This window comes from Paenibacillus sp. LjRoot56 (genome assembly GCF_964253335.1).
Taxonomy (GTDB): Bacteria; Bacillota; Bacilli; order Paenibacillales; family NBRC-103111; genus Paenibacillus_E; species Paenibacillus_E allorhizoplanae.
The window spans coordinates 326,162-344,865 of sequence record NZ_CAXURV020000001.1; the positions used below are offsets into that span (position 1 = coordinate 326,162).

The 18,704-nt window shown below is 44.2% G+C and carries 19 protein-coding genes; 14 read left to right on the top strand and 5 right to left on the bottom strand.

The window, feature by feature from the left end:
- Positions 1 to 18: 18 nt before the first annotated feature.
- Positions 19 to 819, top strand: coding sequence for an MBL fold metallo-hydrolase (locus ACSQ8O_RS01495; protein ID WP_436240166.1), 801 nt, complete (start codon positions 19 to 21; stop codon positions 817 to 819).
- On the opposite strand, the gene ACSQ8O_RS01500 is transcribed toward ACSQ8O_RS01495, so the two are convergent.
- Positions 788 to 997 carry a hypothetical protein gene (locus tag ACSQ8O_RS01500; RefSeq protein WP_056622608.1) on the bottom strand — a complete coding sequence of 70 codons (210 nt, stop codon included), beginning with the start codon at positions 995 to 997 and terminating at the stop codon, positions 788 to 790. The two genes, ACSQ8O_RS01495 and ACSQ8O_RS01500, sit on opposite strands and share 32 nt — an antisense overlap.
- A gap of 221 nt (positions 998 to 1,218) precedes the next feature.
- On the opposite strand from ACSQ8O_RS01500, the gene ACSQ8O_RS01505 reads away from it, so the two are divergent.
- A complete protein-coding gene (locus ACSQ8O_RS01505; protein ID WP_436240167.1) occupies positions 1,219 to 2,448 on the top strand; it encodes a S1C family serine protease in 1,230 nt (409 codons plus the stop codon).
- 130 nt (positions 2,449 to 2,578) lie between these two features.
- Positions 2,579 to 2,746, top strand: coding sequence for a CxxH/CxxC protein (locus tag ACSQ8O_RS01510; protein WP_063795715.1), 168 nt, complete (start codon positions 2,579 to 2,581; stop codon positions 2,744 to 2,746).
- A 128-nt stretch (positions 2,747 to 2,874) separates the two neighbouring features.
- Here the strand turns inward: ACSQ8O_RS01510 and ACSQ8O_RS01515 are convergent, their stop codons facing one another.
- Positions 2,875 to 3,750 carry a LysR family transcriptional regulator gene (locus tag ACSQ8O_RS01515; RefSeq protein ID WP_436240168.1) on the bottom strand — a complete coding sequence of 292 codons (876 nt, stop codon included), beginning with the start codon at positions 3,748 to 3,750 and terminating at the stop codon, positions 2,875 to 2,877.
- 114 nt (positions 3,751 to 3,864) lie between these two features.
- Between ACSQ8O_RS01515 and ACSQ8O_RS01520 the strand changes: the two genes are divergently transcribed.
- Complete coding sequence (locus ACSQ8O_RS01520; RefSeq protein WP_436240169.1) at positions 3,865 to 5,178, top strand: purine/pyrimidine permease; 1,314 nt, start codon at positions 3,865 to 3,867, stop codon at positions 5,176 to 5,178.
- Positions 5,179 to 5,225: 47 nt separating this feature from the next.
- Here ACSQ8O_RS01520 and ACSQ8O_RS01525 read toward each other — a convergent pair whose 3' ends face one another.
- The gene (locus ACSQ8O_RS01525) at positions 5,226 to 5,870 is read right to left on the bottom strand and encodes a TetR/AcrR family transcriptional regulator (RefSeq protein ID WP_436240170.1); all 645 of its coding nucleotides are present in this window, start codon (positions 5,868 to 5,870) and stop codon (positions 5,226 to 5,228) included.
- Between the two features lie 181 nt (positions 5,871 to 6,051).
- Here ACSQ8O_RS01525 and ACSQ8O_RS01530 point away from each other — a divergent pair, with 181 nt between their 5' ends.
- The 6 genes from ACSQ8O_RS01530 (at position 6,052) to ACSQ8O_RS01555 (ending at position 12,181) form a co-directional block, all read left to right on the top strand.
- The gene (locus tag ACSQ8O_RS01530; protein ID WP_436240171.1) at positions 6,052 to 6,804 is read left to right on the top strand and encodes an SDR family NAD(P)-dependent oxidoreductase; all 753 of its coding nucleotides are present in this window, start codon (positions 6,052 to 6,054) and stop codon (positions 6,802 to 6,804) included.
- Positions 6,805 to 7,133: 329 nt separating this feature from the next.
- A complete protein-coding gene (rlmH, locus tag ACSQ8O_RS01535) occupies positions 7,134 to 7,613 on the top strand; it encodes a 23S rRNA (pseudouridine(1915)-N(3))-methyltransferase RlmH (RefSeq protein WP_056622595.1) in 480 nt (159 codons plus the stop codon).
- A gap of 228 nt (positions 7,614 to 7,841) precedes the next feature.
- Positions 7,842 to 9,794: an asparagine synthase-related protein gene (locus ACSQ8O_RS01540; RefSeq protein WP_436240172.1), complete on the top strand. Its 1,953-nt coding sequence runs from the start codon at positions 7,842 to 7,844 to the stop codon at positions 9,792 to 9,794.
- 14 nt (positions 9,795 to 9,808) lie between these two features.
- A complete protein-coding gene (locus ACSQ8O_RS01545; protein WP_436240173.1) occupies positions 9,809 to 9,967 on the top strand; it encodes a paeninodin family lasso peptide in 159 nt (52 codons plus the stop codon).
- Positions 9,968 to 10,075: 108 nt separating this feature from the next.
- Positions 10,076 to 10,282: a hypothetical protein gene (locus ACSQ8O_RS01550; RefSeq protein WP_436240174.1), complete on the top strand. Its 207-nt coding sequence runs from the start codon at positions 10,076 to 10,078 to the stop codon at positions 10,280 to 10,282.
- 78 nt (positions 10,283 to 10,360) lie between these two features.
- Positions 10,361 to 12,181 carry an ABC transporter ATP-binding protein gene (locus ACSQ8O_RS01555; RefSeq protein WP_436240175.1) on the top strand — a complete coding sequence of 607 codons (1,821 nt, stop codon included), beginning with the start codon at positions 10,361 to 10,363 and terminating at the stop codon, positions 12,179 to 12,181.
- A gap of 292 nt (positions 12,182 to 12,473) precedes the next feature.
- On the opposite strand, the gene ACSQ8O_RS01560 is transcribed toward ACSQ8O_RS01555, so the two are convergent.
- Positions 12,474 to 13,742, bottom strand: coding sequence for a saccharopine dehydrogenase NADP-binding domain-containing protein (locus ACSQ8O_RS01560; protein WP_436240176.1), 1,269 nt, complete (start codon positions 13,740 to 13,742; stop codon positions 12,474 to 12,476).
- A 343-nt stretch (positions 13,743 to 14,085) separates the two neighbouring features.
- Between ACSQ8O_RS01560 and ACSQ8O_RS01565 the strand changes: the two genes are divergently transcribed.
- From ACSQ8O_RS01565 to ACSQ8O_RS01580, 4 genes are all read left to right on the top strand, one after another.
- Positions 14,086 to 14,412, top strand: coding sequence for a YciI family protein (locus ACSQ8O_RS01565; RefSeq protein ID WP_436240177.1), 327 nt, complete (start codon positions 14,086 to 14,088; stop codon positions 14,410 to 14,412).
- A gap of 505 nt (positions 14,413 to 14,917) precedes the next feature.
- Positions 14,918 to 15,859: a hypothetical protein gene (locus tag ACSQ8O_RS01570; protein WP_436240178.1), complete on the top strand. Its 942-nt coding sequence runs from the start codon at positions 14,918 to 14,920 to the stop codon at positions 15,857 to 15,859.
- Between the two features lie 76 nt (positions 15,860 to 15,935).
- Positions 15,936 to 16,187, top strand: a complete 252-nt coding sequence (locus ACSQ8O_RS01575; RefSeq protein ID WP_436240179.1) for an NHLP leader peptide family RiPP precursor — start codon at positions 15,936 to 15,938, stop codon at positions 16,185 to 16,187.
- Positions 16,188 to 16,466: 279 nt separating this feature from the next.
- Positions 16,467 to 16,715, top strand: coding sequence for an NHLP leader peptide family RiPP precursor (locus ACSQ8O_RS01580; protein WP_436240180.1), 249 nt, complete (start codon positions 16,467 to 16,469; stop codon positions 16,713 to 16,715).
- Here ACSQ8O_RS01580 and ACSQ8O_RS01585 read toward each other — a convergent pair.
- Entirely contained in the window at positions 16,702 to 18,600 is a 1,899-nt protein-coding gene (locus ACSQ8O_RS01585; RefSeq protein WP_436240181.1) for an ATP-binding protein, read from the bottom strand. The genes ACSQ8O_RS01580 and ACSQ8O_RS01585 overlap by 14 nt on opposite strands.
- Positions 18,601 to 18,704: the final 104 nt, after the last annotated feature.

The window sequence follows — 18,704 nt, forward strand, 5'->3', positions numbered from 1 at the left end:
CATAGAGGAGTAGGGAAGATGGGAATTCGATTTACGGTGTTATCAAGTGGTTCAACGGGGAATGCAACGGTTGTCGATAACGGTGAGGTTAAGCTGCTAGTTGACGTAGGCTTCAGTGCGAAGAAGATGGAGCTGTTAATGAAGGAGCGGGAACTCGCCGCGAGTAGTATTGACGGCATTCTTGTCACGCACGAGCATTCTGACCATATTAAGGGACTCGGTGCGTTCGCTCGGAAATATGATGTGCCGATATACGCCAATGAGAAGACATGGGTGGAGTTAGATCGCCAAATTGGTGTGATTGCCGATGGCAACAAGCGTGTGATGGACACAGGCGGCGTAGAGGAGTTCGGTTCTATGAAAGTGGAATCCTTCGGGATTTCTCATGACGCGGCGGAGCCGGTGGGTTACGTCTTTTATGAAGGCGAACAGAAGTTAAGTGTTGTAACGGATCTCGGATATATGAGCGAAAAGGTGAAGGAAAAGATCTCGGATTCGGATGCCTTGGTTCTGGAAACGAACCATGATGTGGACATGCTGCGCGTGGGGCATTACCCATGGAGCATTAAGCGACGCATTCTCGGAGACAAGGGACATTTATCCAACGAAGCCGCAGGGGAAGCGCTCTGTGATATCATGACGAATAAGACGAAATCTGTCTATATGGCGCACCTTAGCCGTGATCATAACTTAATGGATTTGGCCAGGCTAACCGTGAATAGCATAGTACAAGAGCGAGCGCCCGAGGCGAAACAGCTGCGGCTGATGGATACGTATTTTGACCGTTCTACGAAATGGGATGTATTGGATTCGGAGTAAGAGCAGCGTCGAGTTCCTGGGACTTGAGCTGGATTTCTTGTGCGGTGATAAGACCTTTATCAATTAACACCTGAATGAGAGATGAGAGGACGAGCGACTGGTGATAGTGGCTTTCCTTAAGGTCTGCAAGCTTACCAATCATATTAATTTCTTCAAAATGGGATGGAATACGGTTCATAGTGGCATTCTCCTTTAAAATAAGGTCTAGTAAAGTTTCCTAATACTCTAGTAATTCGGTGAGAGATTTGGTTTACTATTATTGTAGGCAAGAAGCGAGTGAAACATTCCTATTATTTGCAATAAACCAATCACAAGGCGATGTGTTCGAGAACCCATCCATGGATTGAAATAAAGCAAGGCGAGTGAGCTTCAAACCCCGTCAGCGAGGAGGGACCTGAAATGAGTTTGTTTGATGATGATTTTTATTCGACCAAAAGGTCCAGAAGGCGCGAGCCGGTCTGGCGTCCCAAAGGGACAGGGAATTTCACGAGTTTCACAAGCTTCGCTGGTCGAAGACGGTATGTAGCCCTCATCGCAGGATTCATTGGGGCAATAGGCATGCTCATCGTGGTAGGAATCGTTCACGCTATTGGCGGAGGTACCTCATCAGAAAACGCACTTGCGATTCCTGTAGTAGCCAAAGCAGATGTACATCCGATGAATAGCAATGATTCGGTTGTTGCGGCAACGGACAAAATAAAACCAGCCGTGGTCAGTGTTATCTCTTCGAAGAAGGAAGACGCGGGGCAAGAAACGGGCATTGGTATTGGATCAGGCGTCATGTTTGCACGCAGCGGGGATAAAGTTCGCATTGTGACGAATAGCCATGTTGTGGAGAACGGGAACCAGTTCGAAATCGTGAACTTCGAAGGCGAGCACCGCAAAGCTACGTTGGTTGGCCGCGATCGGATTACCGATTTGGCCGTACTAGAGGCGGATGGTAAAGATGTGAAAATACTTGCTGAATTTGGCGATTCCGATAAGCTAAGAGCGGGCGAGATGGCGATTGCCGTGGGCAATCCGCTAGGCCTTGGCTTCTCACCAACCGTGACGCAAGGCATCGTTTCTTCCCCGAAGCGGACGATACCTGTCTCGCTTTCACGTGAAGGTACTGACTATGACTGGGAAATGGACGTCATCCAAACGGATGCCGCGATTAACCAAGGCAACAGCGGGGGACCGCTGGTCAATATCGAGGGCAAAGTGATCGGCATCAATTCGATGAAGATTTCGGACACAGGCGTCGAAGGATTAGGATTTGCAATCCCGATTAATAGTGTGACACCGATTATTGATAGTCTCATCAAGGACCACAAGGTGAAACGACCGTTGATTGGTGTGTCGACGCAGGAGCTGCAAGCTTTTAAAGGGACGGATGTATTAAAGCTGCCTGCAGATGTCAAAACTGGAGTTATCGTCTTCGACGTCTCCGGCCCCGCGAAGGAAGCGGGATTGAAGGCGCAGGATGTTATCGTGCAGTTGGATGATCGCAAGATTGAGAGCACGATTGGGTTGAGAAAGTATCTTTACAACGAGAAGAAGATCGGCGATAAGATCAACGTGGTGTACTATCGCGGCGGGAAGAAGCTGACGACGGTGTTGACGTTGGTTGAGGCGACGGATAAGTAAGAGATCGACTGAAAAGATGGATCCAGAGATGCGAGACCTGGAAGAGTTCAGGCCCAGATCAAAAGAAAAGAAAAGATCAAGTGATAGAATAGAAATCTACAGAGCCGCCAGCGGATGAGAGGTACTAAACATGCATGTCGTTTGTAAAGATCATGTGGAAATAGCCATAGATGAATTTGTTGATGAGTATGAGGAAGCGCCAGACGTGGTGGATTTGCAGAAAACCCACTTTGCCCACTGGGCACCGCCTGAGCACTGCGAGCATTGCCAGTCATTATCACGTTTTCTAATCGTATGAGGGAGGCCTAAGGGCCTCTTTTTTCTTTGTCGAATTTATAAGTTTTGGGGTAAGTGCAGCTTACCTCATGGAAAAAGCAGGACATGGGGGGAGGGGAAGTCGGAACCGCCCAAATAAACACGCTACTGTTATTTGGTTTCTTGCATAAGCTCGATAAAATGCTGGGCCGCTTTGGAAACATGGCGATCTTTCAGCCATATTAATCCGGTTGCTAATTTGAGCTGACTGTCTGCGATTTCATAAGCTTGGAACGCATATTCGCGATGCAATTTAACAATGGACTCCGGTACAATCGTTGTTGCATCCCCAGAGGATACCCAGTCCAATAGCGTGACCATATCGGAACATTCCCCGATGACGTTAGGCTGCAAGCCGCGTTCGGTGAATTGATCGATGATACTATGATACAGCCCAAGCCCCTCTGTACTAGGCAAAATGAGCGGATAACGCTGAATATCAGCGTAAGTGAATGCCTGTGATTCCGACGCGAAGGACTTAGCTGTAACGAAATAAAAAGGTTCAGATTGCAGCTGGATGACTTCAAAGTCACTTAATTCCATTGGGAGCCGGATGATAGCAAGCTCGATGGTATGTTCTCGAATAAGCCGAAGCAGCTGCGCGGATTCATTTTGTTGTATTTTATACGTAACCTCTGGATAGCGGGTTTTAAAAATACGCAGCAGTTGCGGTAGTTGGGCCGAGGACAGCGTGTTAACGCCTATTCTTAACTTGCCGCGTGTGCCCTTGCCGATCTCTTTTACATCGTTCTCGGCTTCCTCTATAAGCTTCGTCAAATGTAGGGCATGCTTATATAAAGCCTGTCCGGCTTCTGTCAGTTCGATGACTTTACCTGTTCGTAGAATAAGCTCGACGCCGAGCTCTTGCTCCATGAGCTTCAATTGTTGTCCTAGCGGGGGCTGTGTCATGTGCAATCTTTGGGCAGCTGCCGTAATTTGCTTCTCTTCAGCGATTGCGATGAAATAGCGAAGTTGGCGAATATCCATTGTAGCGATGCTTCCTTTCCAAACGATAAAAGTATGAAAACCAAAGGATATAGATATTATTCGTATGCTTATCGATATGATACCATAGAAGCCGACAGAAAAGGGGGAGCCTTTATGCTTCGAAAGTATCATTCCAATCCGTATTTACATGTTCTACAATGGTTTATTTTTATGACCGCTAGTTCCGTGGCACTTCCTATCGTAATTGGTGCTTTGTTTCATTTGTCTCAAGACGAAATTGCCTCGTTGATGCAGCGCACTTTTTTTGTAGTTGGGCTCAGTTCAATGCTGCAAGCAGCACTCGGGCATCGATTTCCGATCGTGGATGGTCCAGCGGGTTCATGGGTAAGCGTGTTTGTCATGATGGCTGGTATATCCGCTAACCAAGGTCACACGGCCAAAGAAGCGCTGCAGGTTCTAGAAGGCGGGCTGATAATGGCCGGTGTGCTGTTGTTTTTACTGGGGATAACAGGTCTCTTTTATAAACTACTTAATCTATTTACACCACTCGTGACGAATTTATTCTTGTTCATCTTGTCTTTGCAGCTGAGTGGTGTGTTTCTGAAAGGCATGTTCGGCTTGAAAGCAGGGCAAGGGGCCGTAGATTATGGAACGATTCTGATCTCGTTAGGGGTATTCGGTGGCGTAGTGTTCCTGAATGTAAAAGGGAAAGGATGGACGCGTAACTATGCCGTACTGCTAGGGATTACCGGCGGTTGGGTGCTTCAAGCATTGGCCGTCGGAGGGGTTTTTAGTGCTGGTTCGGCTTCCGATACTTGGATTAAACTTCCCGATATATGGGCATGGGGATTCCCCCAGTTGAATCCAGGCATGGCTTTAACGGCCGCGCTATTTACACTAATCCTTGTTTCAAATCTGGTTGCAGCTATTACAGCGGCTCAGCAGGCCGTCCCGAGGAAGGAACTCCCTGGCAAGGATGTTTACAACCGGGCTAGCCTAATTGCAGGCGTTTCTCACGTACTTTCGGCTTTATTTTCCGCTGTCGGTGTCGTTTCGCTTCCGGTTACGGCGAGTTTTATCAGAATGACGGGGCAAACGAGAAGAATGCCGTTCATCATCGCCTGCTTGGCGCTCTCGGCAATTGCTCTTGTCCCTTCGATCGTTCATTTCCTTGCTCAGCTGCCTACGTCCGTAGCTAGTGCGGTCTCGTTAGCGACTTTCGTGCAAATGACCAGTAATTCATTCTCATCCTTATCGCGCGTCGTTCAAACACAGCGCCAGTTGACGATTCTGGGAATCGGAATTCTTGTCGGCGCAGGGTTCACCCTCATATCGGCTTCACCCTTGCCTGAGCTTCCTGTAGTTATGCAGTATGCGTTTGGAAACGGGTTGTTAGTTGCCACTATAGTGGTCATGGCCCTTGAGCGGTTCTGGCAGACGGACCCGAAATTAATCGTTACTAACTAAGAAAAGAGCCAAGTTCCTCTACGGGGGAAACTGGCTCTTTGTGCTTTTTATCGAGCTTTCAGGTAATCAATCAGAATGTTCTTGAGAATAGTCAACTGCTGCTCGTTTTCCAGATCGGACTCCAGTAGGAGAATGTTCTTCTGCAGTGACAGTTTTTTGGAAAAGAGACCGAAGGTGTTAATGATAGTAGTCAAGGTCTCCTTAACCGGAAGGTCGGAACGAATTGAGCCGTCTTCGATGCCATTTTGAATAATCCTGCCATACTCACGTGAGATCTTACGGTTCAAGGCATTGAAGTCGAGAATACCCTCCAACGGCTCCAGCGAGTGGGATGCGTAGCTTTCAAAATCCACCATGAATTTGATGCTCGAATCGTTCTGATCTTCGATAAAGGAATCGAATAAATGTTCAAGCTTTTCAAGACAAGACAGGGGCTGGTCAGCGACATATTGAAAACGATGAAGCATCGGTTCAAGCAATTTGGTAGCTACGGCAACGATCAGTTTTTCTTTTTTGGGAAAATACCGAAACAAGGTTGCGATGCCGATATTCGCGTCACTGGCGATATCCTGCATGGTGGTTTTTTCGATTCCCTTCAGCGTAAATACACGCTCAGCTGCTTCGAGAATGAGATATAGTCGTTGCTGCTTGCCGTCAAACCGTTCTTTCTCGTATCTTGCTTTCGGATCCATGAGGGTTATTAACCTTTCAACTTAGGTATTTCAATACAAGTATTATATCGACTGGGTATTCTTTCAGCAAGTGGAAGTTGAGTTCATAATACCATGGTGATATAATAAGTATTGTAGTGATAGTGATACTATCATTTATGTAATAATTTTAAAATTTCATTTTATAAAAGGAGAGATCGCAATGACTCGTCTTACTAATAAAGTTGCCATCATTACTGGAGCAGGTAGTGGTATGGGGCGTGAAGAAGCACTTTTATTTGCCAAAGAAGGGGCTATGGTGGTAGCAACGGACATTAACGAAGCTGCTGTACAAGCTGTTGTGAAGGAGATTGAAGCTGCCGGGGGTCAAGCCACGGCTTATCCTCACAATGTTGTTTCTGAAGAAGAATGGATCAAAGTAGTGGAGGGTGCTATTGCGACTTACGGCAAAGTGGACATCTTGGTCAATAATGCGGGTATTTCCCTTGCAGTAGGACTGCTGGATACGACGATTGAACAATGGAATAAAGTCATGAGTATTAACCTGACGAGTACGTTCCTTGGCATGAAGCACGTTATTCCACATATGCAAGTGAATAAGGGTGGATCCATCGTCAACATTTCCTCAATCGCGGGACTAACTGGCAGTAGTGGAGCGGGTGCATACACGGCTTCCAAAGGTGGCGTCCGCATGCTAAGCAAGGCGGCCGCAGTAGATTTCGGCAAGGATCATATCCGTGTCAATTCAGTTCATCCTGGGTTTATCGAAACGCCGATGAGCTCTGAATTTGTAAATAATAAGCAGATGCTGCAATGGTTCTTGTCTCAGACTGCACTGCCAAGAGTCGGGCGCGCCTCTGAGGTAGCAGAAGCTGTATTATTCCTGGCTTCTGATGAGTCAGCTTATATTACAGGTGTTGAACTGCCGGTCGATGGCGGCGTCACAGCCAAATAAAGATTCGTATGCAATCAACGAAGGGGGAATCGATATGAGACGCGTGGAAGGCAAAGTAGCGTTAATAACGGGAGGAGCCTCCGGTATTGGCTTATCATCAGCCACTTTAATGGGCCAATCCAAGCATAGCGGAATTTAATCAGTTTTTGGTGCAAGTTTAATTTAAATAAATGAGTAAAGGGGGCCTAGAGATGGTATAACTCTAGGCTTTTTGGTATGAACGAGTGCTATTGGTAAGCCTATGCATCAAATGGTATGATGGGAGGAATGAATGAAGAATGAATGATTGAATGGATTAAAAATGATTGAGATAAGTAAAGGGGCATGTTATGCATATACAGATACTGACCGTTGGAAAATTAAAAGAGCGCTATCTCGTAGACGGGATCGCGGAGTACGTGAAGCGTCTTGGCCCGTATGCCAAGATGCAAATGATTGAGGTACCGGATGAGAAGGCACCTGAGAACATGAGCCCTGCTGAGGAGCAGCAGGTGCGGGATCGTGAGGGCGCGCGGCTGCTGGCTGCGCTGCGCCCGGATGTGTACGTCGTGGCGCTGGCCATCGACGGCGAGATGTGGTCGAGCGAGCAGCTGGCGAGCTCGCTCGATAAGTTGGCCACCTATGGGCGGAGCCAGGTGGCTTTTGTTATAGGAGGCTCGCTGGGGCTGTCCAGCGAGCTGCTGCGCCGTGCGGATATGCGGCTGAGCTTCGGCCGCATGACGCTGCCGCACCAGCTGATGCGGCTGGTGCTGGTGGAGCAGATTTATCGCGCGATGCGGATAAATCGGGGGGAACCTTATCATAAGTGACGCAAATCATAAATAAACAAAGGTATTACAAAAACCGACATGCCGTTACAGACAACGCAAAGAACGGTTTCACAAGTAAATGAAACTAACATAAATTGCCAGTTGACATCAATAGAAATAGGTTGTAATTTATAAGTATGTTCTTTATAAAGAACAAAATCAAAAGTAATAACGAACAGTGCAACATTGTCCATTTTTTGCAATCAAAAATATAAGGTGGGAAAATGCTTGAGCGCAATCAGTGGCATTTATTATATGGACAATGAGACTATGAAAATAGAAGATGGCGCAATTTTAATGAAAGGTTTAAGGCAATATCCATCCGACGATATTCAAATTTGGCACAGTGACAACATTTTTTTTGGCTGTCATGCACAATGGATTACTCCTGAGTCGGTTGGTGAGAGGTTACCTCGATTTAGTGAAGAAAAGCATTTGGCGATTACCGCAGACGCGATTATTGATAATCGACAAGAATTGTTTGAAAGACTTCAAGTAGATCATACATCAAGAAAGAATATGACAGATAGTGAATTGATTTTACTAGCCTATTTAAAGTGGGAAGAGGAAGCTCCAAAGTATTTAATTGGTGATTTTGCCTTCATGATTTGGGATGTGAGGAAAAAGCTACTTTTTGGGGCTAGAGACTTTTCAGGGACTCGGTCACTTTTCTTTTATCGGGATCCCAATCGCTTCGCTTTTTGTACAACGATTGAACCTCTGCTCAACCTTTCATATGTTTCAAAAAGTATAAATGAGCATTGGTTTGCCGAATTCCTGGTTATACCAAGCATGGTTGATGCCGTAGATACTTCATCTACCGCTTACAAAAATATTGAACAAATTCCTCCTTCGCACAGTATCACCATATGTGATGGGAAAGTCAGACTTTCAAGATATTGCAAAATATCATTTCAAGAGCCGCTGAAGTTCAAGAAAAATGAAGAATACGAAGAAGCATTTAAGGCGGTATTCCAAGAGGCTGTTAAAGCTAGAACTCGTACTCATGGCGAGGTTGGAGCACAATTGAGCGGAGGACTAGATTCTGGCGCAGTAGTAAGCTTTGCAGCAAAAGCATTAAGTGGGAGAAATAAACAATTACATACCTTTAGCTACATACCAGAAGATCATTTTAAAGATTGGACCACCCATAGTTATGCAGCCGATGAAAGACCTTTTATAAAAGCAACGGTAGATTATGTAGGCAATATTTCAGATCATTATCACAATTTTGCAGGGGACAATCCCCTAACTGATCTTGATGATTCCCTGGAGCTTATGGGAGCGCCGTATAAGTTTTTCGAAAATTTTTTTTGGTTAAAAGGAATTCATGAGAAAGCCCATCAAAAAGGGGTAAAGGTACTGTTAACCGGAGCAAGAGGCAATTACTCCATTTCATGGGGATCTTGGAACATGACAGTTAACTACTACGCGTCTCTTTTTAAAAGGTTAAGGTGGGCACGACTTTATCAAGAGCTTGATCAGTATTGTACGAACTTTAAAACAGGAAAATCAGTCATGCTTCCCGTCGTCTTGAAAAGAGCATTTCCATCCATTTATCGAAGTTCTCCCCTACATGAACCTTCTGAAAATCAAAATCAAACACTCATTAGTGCATCATTTGCACAAAGAACAAATGTTTTTGCAAAACTTTTGGAGAATGGTATTGATATAACCGGGACGTCAAAAGAAGATCCGTATGAAATCAGGAAAAAGCACTTTGAACAGCTGTATTATTGGAATAAAAACGGGATTGCCACTACGAAACTATCTTTACGTTACTCCTTATGGGATCGTGATCCTACAAATGATTTACGAGTCATACGTTTTTGTCTGGCTGTGCCAGAAGAACAATACGTTCAGGGTGGCTTACAACGATCGCTGATTCGAAGATCAACTAAAAACATGCTTCCTGATAAGGTTAGATTAAACCAACAAGTTCGCGGCATCCAAGGGGCTGATGTCATACATCGTATAGCTTCAAATTGGCATGCTTTTATTGAGGAGCTAAACCAGCTTGTATGTGATCCAAGAGTTTCAGAGATGCTTAATATGGATGTAATAAAAAGGGCGATTACAAATATCGGGCACAATCCCCGTCCAGAACTCGCGTTTGATAACGAATTTAAATTGTTAACGCGTAGTTTAATGGTTTATCGGTTTATTAAAACGCTTGCGTGAGGGGAGGTGAGTACATGAAAAATAGTTGGGTAGCACCAGTATTGGAAGTTCTTGATGTTAGCTTCACAATGGGTGGACCAGGGAATGCGATTGCTGATAGTTATTGCACGAATAACCAGGATTTTGAAAATCATGATGATATGTCAAATAACAGCTGTACACATAGCAGTTAACTTAAGCATAATTTCTGTAGCCCTTATACCTTTCAAACGTATAGGGGCTTTTTACTAAGTACGACCCAATTAATCACTTAGGGAGAATTACCTATATGATACATACAAATGAAAAAGCCATGTATAGAGCGTTTGGTCGAAATTGATGAGTTATCGCGATTAGGGTCCATGTTAGCTGTTCCTAACGAGTCTTTTATCACTAGAGAGAACTTCGTTATGTTTGAAGTCCCTGATACGGCTATCTACGCGATACAAAATGGAAGCAAGATTACGGTTGAACCTAAGGCTTCACTGCTTATGAGCTTGCTTCCTTAGTCATAGAGACAATAGAAAACGAAAAACAGGCCCATTTATCTAGAGGCTTTATATAATAAGCAGGAAGGGAACAAAAATATGAAGCAAACGTTCTATTTTGTTAAAAAACTACATGCCTTTTCAGGAAAAATTTTATATATCAATCTTCTTGCTATGATTTTCATTAGTCTGCTACAGGGAATCGGAATTTTATTTTTAATTCCAATGATAACGGCAAGCGGTATTATAAAGTTAAATGCAACAGGGATCCCCTTTTCGCATTGGTTTGAGATATTTCATAAGGTTCCTGCTTTACTTGAATTACCCCTAATCTTAGGGATTTATGTTTTACTAGTGATTGGGCAAACCGTATTTCAAAATCATATATCGATTCGCAACGCAAAAATACAGCATGGCTTTACCAGACATCTACGATTAGAGACCTATGGTTTCATACTTCAAGCCAACTGGGATTTTTTCATAAAAAATAGAAAATCTGATTTAATAAACTTGTTAACTTCAGAACTTGCTCGTGTTAGTGCTGGCACACATACCTTTTTGCAATTTATTGCATCCATTATTTTTACGTTGGCTCAAGTGAGTCTTGCTTTTTGGCTCTCACCTAGGATCACTGTTTTTGTTTTAGTTAGCGGATTGCTGCTGATCTTCATCTCTCGTAAGTTTCTTAGAAGATCGCTAAAGTTTGGTAATTCGACATTTGAGTTAGGACAAAGTTATCTTGCGGGTGTCACAGACCAAATTAATGGAATTAAAGATATTAAGAGTAATCGATTAGAAAAAGCGAGAATGGATTGGTATGTTGCCCTGACCGAACGGATGAGAAATGAACAAGTGGCATATACCAAGTTACAGGCAGGATCTAGCAAAATGTATAAAGCTTCATCGGCAGTATTAATCGCAGTTTTTATTTATATATCTGTGAACTTATTTCGTGCTCAGCCTGAACAGTTGTTGTTGATTATTATCATTTTCTCTAGGCTATGGCCTAGATTTATTGGGATTCAATCAAGTATGGAGCAAATTGCAGTGGTAATGCCATCCTTTAAGGCGTTGGTAGAGCTACATGAACAATGCGCGGTTGGGAGAGAATTTAAAGAGGGTATGGATCATGAACCCAAAGAGCAGAGGATTCATATGAAACAAGGGATTAACCTTGAGAATGTCTGCTTCCGCTATGATTTGGGGGAACCCGCATATGCTCTTCAAAAAGTTAATTTGCATATTCCTGCTAACCGCATGACAGCCATTGTGGGGCATTCTGGTGCCGGAAAAAGTACCTTAGTAGATGTAGTAATGGGATTGCTGAAACCAGAGAGTGGAAGCGTCATGATTGATGGCATCCCGCTAACAGATGACATCCTATTATCGCTAAGAGAGTCTTTAGGTTATGTTTCTCAGGATCCTTTTTTGTTTAATACGAGTATAAGAGACAATCTGCTCATGGTTAAACCGCATGCAGAAGAGAAACAATTGTGGGAAGCTTTACAATTCTCATCTGCTGCTGACTTTGTAAGGAAATTACCACAGGGTCTTGATACGCTCATTGGTGACCGAGGAGTCAGGCTTTCAGGTGGAGAAAGACAGAGGCTGATCCTCGCTCGAGCGATGCTGAAGAAACCTTCTATTTTGATTTTGGATGAAGCGACTAGCGCATTAGATAATGAGAATGAAGCAAAAATTCAGGAGGTCCTAGAACAGTTAAAGGGGAAAATGACGATTATCGTGATTGCCCATCGCTTATCGACAATAAGGGATGCTGATGAAGTTATTGTCATGGAAGAAGGTAAAATTATTCAAGTCGGAAAATATGAAAAACTGGCAAAAGAGAAAAAGGGTGTATTCAGTTTTTTGGATAAATATGAGTTGATGACTGTCCAAAAAGCAGAAAATTTCACCTGATGGGACAGCCCCGAATCGCTGTTAGAATGATACGGTGAACCGTACCACAAATGACGCAAATTTTTGGTATTAGCTGTAGTTTGTGGGATCATGCCTTTTTTGGTCCCGATCTTTTCCGAAAAATATGTAAGAAGGGGCCCTCCAAATTAAGAATGAATATTATTTTCAATCTTAATTTGGAGGATGAACTTCACAACATGATGCATACGGATACAGAACTCCGCTTTATCAACGATGTGCGGACAAACATCATTCCAGGATGACCGTGCTTCGTATTATTGATTACGATCAGTTATATAGTCCATTTCAATCTTTGATGAAGTAATCCATCAGAGTCTTTATTTTCTCCCACGACAAAGTCGGTCATATGGTACATTAGATATTCTCCGTAATTGCTTTCGGTGTTGAGCAGGAGCTCATGAACATTATAAATACCTACAGGAATATCATCTAGGATTAGGCTGGCCAAGCCTGCATAAATGCCGCATGCGACTTGGAAATACGTAGCATTCGTTTTGTACTGAGCATAAATGTCACTACTTTTCATCGAATTATACATAAACTTTTCCATATCCTCGTAAACCAAAAGAACCCCAACGAGGTCTTCACCTTCAACTTTGCCCTTCTCTGGATCAATTAAGCGCTGGTTCCAATCCCATAAATCGTCTACATGATCTAAATTGTTTCGGATTAATTCCGTTGTATATTCACTGACACGATAAATAAATCCAATCTGTATATCAAATAATTCACCTAGTGTTAGTACTTCTTCATGCGGCATCAGACATCCGAAAAATTCCTTGTCTCCTAACCTTACTTTGTATTCCATTGCATAGACTTCTTCATAAAAATAATGAGGCAAATGATTATGGACAAACATCGGATAGCTTAATATCGATTCATCCAGGAAACATTCGACCGACCAAGAAGTGTAGATGGTGTTAGGTTCGATTAATGTTTGATCTGCAAAAAAGGAAGTATCATGCTCAACAATGTAGCAGGCTAAAGGTTTTTTGCCTGGATTTTCTTGCATCAGTTTAAGAGCCATCCATTGTACGACACCGGGATTCATACCCGAGCACGTAATGGCCGTTGTATGGGTAAAATCAGTTTTTCTAGTTTTATATCTAAGATATCGCTCTGCAAGGGGAAAACCGTAAAGACTCTCGTCCTCATCGACCTGCGCATTTTCAAGGGCTGAATTGACGTACAATACGCCTAATTCGTTACAGCAGTTAAGCATCTCAATCGTATCGGCCCATGATACATCAATGACTACTTCTGTTTTTGTCTTAGTGAGGTGTTTCCGAAAGGCGTTTACATTTTTAAGATCTAGCTGGTGGAGTTTGATTTGATTCGAGAGATGAGGGAATAGTTGATCAAAATATGCTTTATCCTTTTGATTAATATCAATGAGGTGAAGTTGCGAATGGCTAATGATAGGGTATATAGGGTCATTTTTATCTTGAACAGATTGATTTATAATGGCTAATACCGCTTTAGCAGCACCTCCGCTGCTGCCTAATATCGTAATGGAAGAGGGTCTTGTACAATTCAACATCTCATCACTTCCTTCAAGTCATTCATGCTGTATGTTTTAATATATGATTCTACTAATCGCAAAGTAAGTGTTTCTACCCATTAATAAGAGATATGTTGAAAAGAAACAAGATTAAGTTTAAGGAAGAAGTGGTAATTTTAGCGGTGATAGGTTAGAGGGGGAACTAACTAGTTGATAGAGGAGTTACGCTGAACCGTACCATAAGTAACGGCAAGTTTTGGCGATCCATTGATATGATGTAGTTTATTTCGAAATTGATTGTATGTTGAAAGTAATTTATGAAATAATTGTAATGAAGTGTAGTGGTATGGATTACAAATTTAGGTAATGGAGGTTTTTCGTAATGTCGGATAACACCGCAAGCGACAATCCAGGGAAAATGCATTTCATGTTATGGTCTACGCCGCCAAGAACAACTTTTTCTCAGGATATGACAGTAGAAGAACGTAACATTATGCACCAACATATCGCCTATTGGACGGATAAGCAGAATCAGAGGATAGCTCTGGTCTTCGGACCAGTTCGAAAACCGAACGATCCTCATGGGCTCGCCGTCATTGAAGTTGAGAATGCAGATCAAGTCCCAAAACTCATAGCGGAGGATCCTGCCGTTATCGCGGGAATAATGAATACAGAATTTTATCCAATGATGGCAGTCTTACCGAAATAACACTTATTACTTTGAAGTAAGTAGGATTAACTTAAATCGAGGGACGAATACGATAGCAGAAAATAGTGGTAAAGCAGAGAATTGAAGTAGTAGTTGATCGTATTGCCAATTAAAGAAGTCTTTCTCTTAAAACTATCGATACAATAACTAATTGAAATGATGAGAAGCCTCGTTTAAGGGGCTTTTTTACGTTAAGCAGCAATATATCTTTGTCACTCAGAGAAGAATTCTGCCAATATCCTTCATTTGTAAGCTGGTGATATAATAAGGAGGTAACGAAAGAATTATGATGGTAGTCTTGCTCCAGAAAGATACATAGAGGCTCAGGTTTGGGATGATGAGGTACTTAAATACATAGTGTAAAAGAGCAATTTGATTGAAATTGAAAGGGGTAGCGAGCGTTTCGCATGGGTAGGAATTTGATCGGTAAGGCAAATTTTCAACCCGATGCAAATGAGGGCATCGTTACTATTTTTCACAATAAGAAAGGAACTGATTCCCAGCCATGAACCAATTAATAGATCAATATAGCGATGAGATTGTCCAGATCTTCGGGGAAGCCTCGGCTCAATTGCAGACGCTACCGGAGGAATTGAAGGAGCAAGCTTTGGCGCTTCTGGGCAAGTGCCATCCGTTGAATCGGAAGGACAATGAGGGACCTAATATGATCAGCTACCTTCTCCCGTATTGGGTTGGAGAGACCTTGGGGAGTCCAATCGAGCTGTGTCGGGAATTAGCGGTGGGGAATTTGTACGGGATGGTAGCCTTCTTTCTCTTGGACGATGTCATGGATGAGAAGAGGGAGGTTCGGCGTTCGCTGGCCCTAAGCACGCTTTTGAATCAACGATTCTTGGAGGTTTATCAGCGGTGTTTTCCGGGAGACTCTCAACTGTGGGTTTGTTATCATCGCTATTTAGCGGAATGGGCAGATGCGATGTACCGTGAGGCGGACGAACCAATGGACCCGCGGGATCCTGGCCGCTTGGCCCGCAAGGCTGCCCCGGTGAAGCTGTGCGCCGCGGCATTGTTGCTTCAAGCGGGAAGGGCCCAAGAGATTCGGGGTATGGAGACAGCCATCGATTTGGCCCTTGCGGTTCTCCAACTCTCCGATGACTGGACAGATTGGCAGGAGGATTTGCCGACGGCTTCGTGTAACGCCTTCCTAGTGTTGCTGCGGGAGAACCTTCAGCTAGAGGCAAGCGAAGTTTTGGATGAGAGTATGGTGAAACGCAGTATTTATCGTGAGATGGCCTTAGGAGAATTTTCGGCCCTTGCAAGCGGTTATGCGGATCAACTGAGCGCTATGAAGGATGCTCCTGAATCTCTCCAGATTTTCTCATCCTCCATCGCTCAAAGCTTGCAGAGCAAGGCAAACGAGATCAGAGATCGTTACGATAGTTTGTTAAATGATGGGGGATTTTCAGTTTATCTGACGATAAATGGTTAATAATGGTACAACATGTCTAGTTCTATGGTATTATGAAGATGCAAATTATCCTAATATTTGGGAAGGTTGTGTTGTCATGTCCATGGATACGTTGAAAGTGAATATCATCAAGAAAGCTTGGGAGGACGAGGATTTTAAGGCACGTTTGCTGGCAGATCCCCGTAGTGCGCTGCAGCAGGACTTCGGACACAATATTCCTGACGGTATTGAGTTGCAAGTGATGGCGGTAACACCCACTAAGTATGCGCTGATCATTCCCCCGAAACCGGAAGAATTGGATGGATTGAAAGCTACTGGAGTACAACCACAGATGTATTCTTGGAACTAGGGGTGAAAACGAGAGGGAACCGGACGATGGCTTCGGTTCCTTTTCCATTTTCACTATGGAATTCCAGGGTGTCCTCCAACTCTCTAGGTTTTCGCACACGTCTTCGCTCAAAGCTTGCAGCTTACGGCTAAAATGATCTGAAAGCATTACGATGGTTTGTTGAATCATAGCGAATTTAAAATTTATTTGTCGAATAATGGTTAATAATGGAACAAAAGATCTAGTTCCATGGTATTATGAAAATGCAGATATCCTAATATTTTGAAGGGTTGTGTTGTCATGTCCATGGATACGTTGAAAGTGAAGATCATTAAGAAAGCTTGGGAAGACGCAGATTTCAAGGCACGCTTGTTGGCAGATCCCCGTAGTGCGCTGAAGCAGGACTTCGGAATTGAAGTTCCTGAAGATATTGAGCTGAGTGTGCTGGCAGAAACACCAGCTCATTATGCGCTGGTCATTCCCCCGCAACCGGAGGAATTAGATCAATTGAAATCTACTGGGGTACAACCGCAGATTACTTGGACCTAGGGTTGGAAACGAGAGGGAACCGGATAATGGCTTCGGTTCCTTTTCCTTTTTCACTGTGGAATTTCAAGGTGCCCTCCATCACTTCGATAATACGGAAGGTGACCATGAGGCCGAGGCCGGTTCCTTTGGTTTTCGTTGAGAAGTAAGGCTCTCCTAGTTTCGCGATCTGCTCCGGCTCCATGCCTTCGCCGTTGTCTGCAATGCGGATGATAGCGGTTTCTCCCTCGGCCCAGGCGTTGACGGTAATGTGGCCATCTTCTTGAAGGGACTCGATGCTATTCTTGATGATGTTAATCAATGCCTGCTTGAACTTGGATGAGTTGCCCAGAATGATTTGAGGTTCGGGAACGTGGACTTCCATCTCCCCCTTGTTCAGCAAGACCAGCGGCGTCATCATGGTTTCGATTTGTGCCAGCTCATGCTGCAAATTCATCTCTACCAGGGTATCCAGCTCCGGTTTCGCAAAGGTTAGGAAGTCTGTTATGATGCCTGACGCCCGATCCAACTCCTGAATAGCCAGGGTAAAGTAGGACTTGTCGTGCTCGACTGATTTTCCCGAAAGTAGCTGCAAAAAGCCTCTTGTGACCTGAAGCGGGTTGCGTACCTCATGGGCAATGGATGCGGCCAGTTCGCTGATGATCTGCATTTTCTCCGTCCGCTGCAGTTGGTGATTGTAAAGCTCTAGCTCCTTGGAGTAGGATAGGAGCCGGGCATAGTCAGATGCAATGCGGCGGTTGAGGATCATCACCAGGGATGCGATCAGAATGATGATGCCAAGTTTCCATAAACTGAATATATGGGGTGTATCTATCGCGTACATCAGCAAGAGATCCGTCACACCGCAAAGGGCAAGGCTCAGAATGCCCAGGGAGAGGATCATGGAATTGGGATTCTGCATGGCGTTCCGAAAGGCGAGAACGCTAATGAGAATTAGTTGTCCGATAATAAGCGGTGCACCCAACCAGAGGGTTAGGAACGCGTAAAGAGAATACAATGGCGTTCCGATGATCTTATAACATATCATAACGCAGAAGCTAATCAAATAATAGACGACAAGCCAGCGGAATACCCGTTTGATCCATGGATACCGGCCTTCGAATATGTGGATGACAAAGTACAGCAGGGCAGGAAACAAAATATAAATAGACGTATCAAATAGAAATACGAAAACGTGTCCAAGCTCAGGAAAATAGTAGTAAGGCATAGCAGAGTAGGTCATGATCAGAATGCCGCTGCACATGACGAATAGAGTAAGCGCAAGGGCGGTACTGCGTTGGGCCTGGTTTAGATACCAGGAGCAGAGAAGCATCAGGAGCGACAGGAATACGAAGCCGCCCCCTAACAACAGGTCAGGGAGTTCCTTGCGGACGGCTTGCCAGGAGTTTTCGGAAAGCTCGCCAAGATGGACAATACTGCTGATGCCTGCCTGTTCCTTCGCCGTGAGCCGCAGGTAGAGATCGCTGGCTATCTCAGTATGGTCGAGCGGCAGTTGGAGATGGGTACGCTCGAAGTCAAAGCTGCGATTAACCTGATAGACGGGCTTGCCATTCTCATAAATCATTATGTTCATTGCGAACAGGCGTTCAATATACAGTCCAGGTTTGGATAGGTTGGACGTCGGGGGAACAGTCAGGTGAATCCATGCGCCGACCTTTCCTTTGGGAATGGTATTAAACGGGTGCTCAACCGTGGCAGATAGCCACTCTCCGTCTATGCCAGGAGGCGCGTCTTCTGGAGCTCCAACAGGAATCCATTGCACTCTCCAGGTGGTTATTGGAATCCCCGTGGAATCCTCCGATGAGCTTATATAGGAATACGGGAGCAATGTCAAGAAAGCAAAGCCGCAAAATGTGAGTAGTAACAAGATCAAGTGGAAACGCTTCATTTGTGCACCTCGTGGGAACAACCCAATATGTCATGTATGCCTATAAATTCGACAAAATTGTGTATAAATCCTTTCGTTGCCGACAAATTTTTACAAATCCCTCG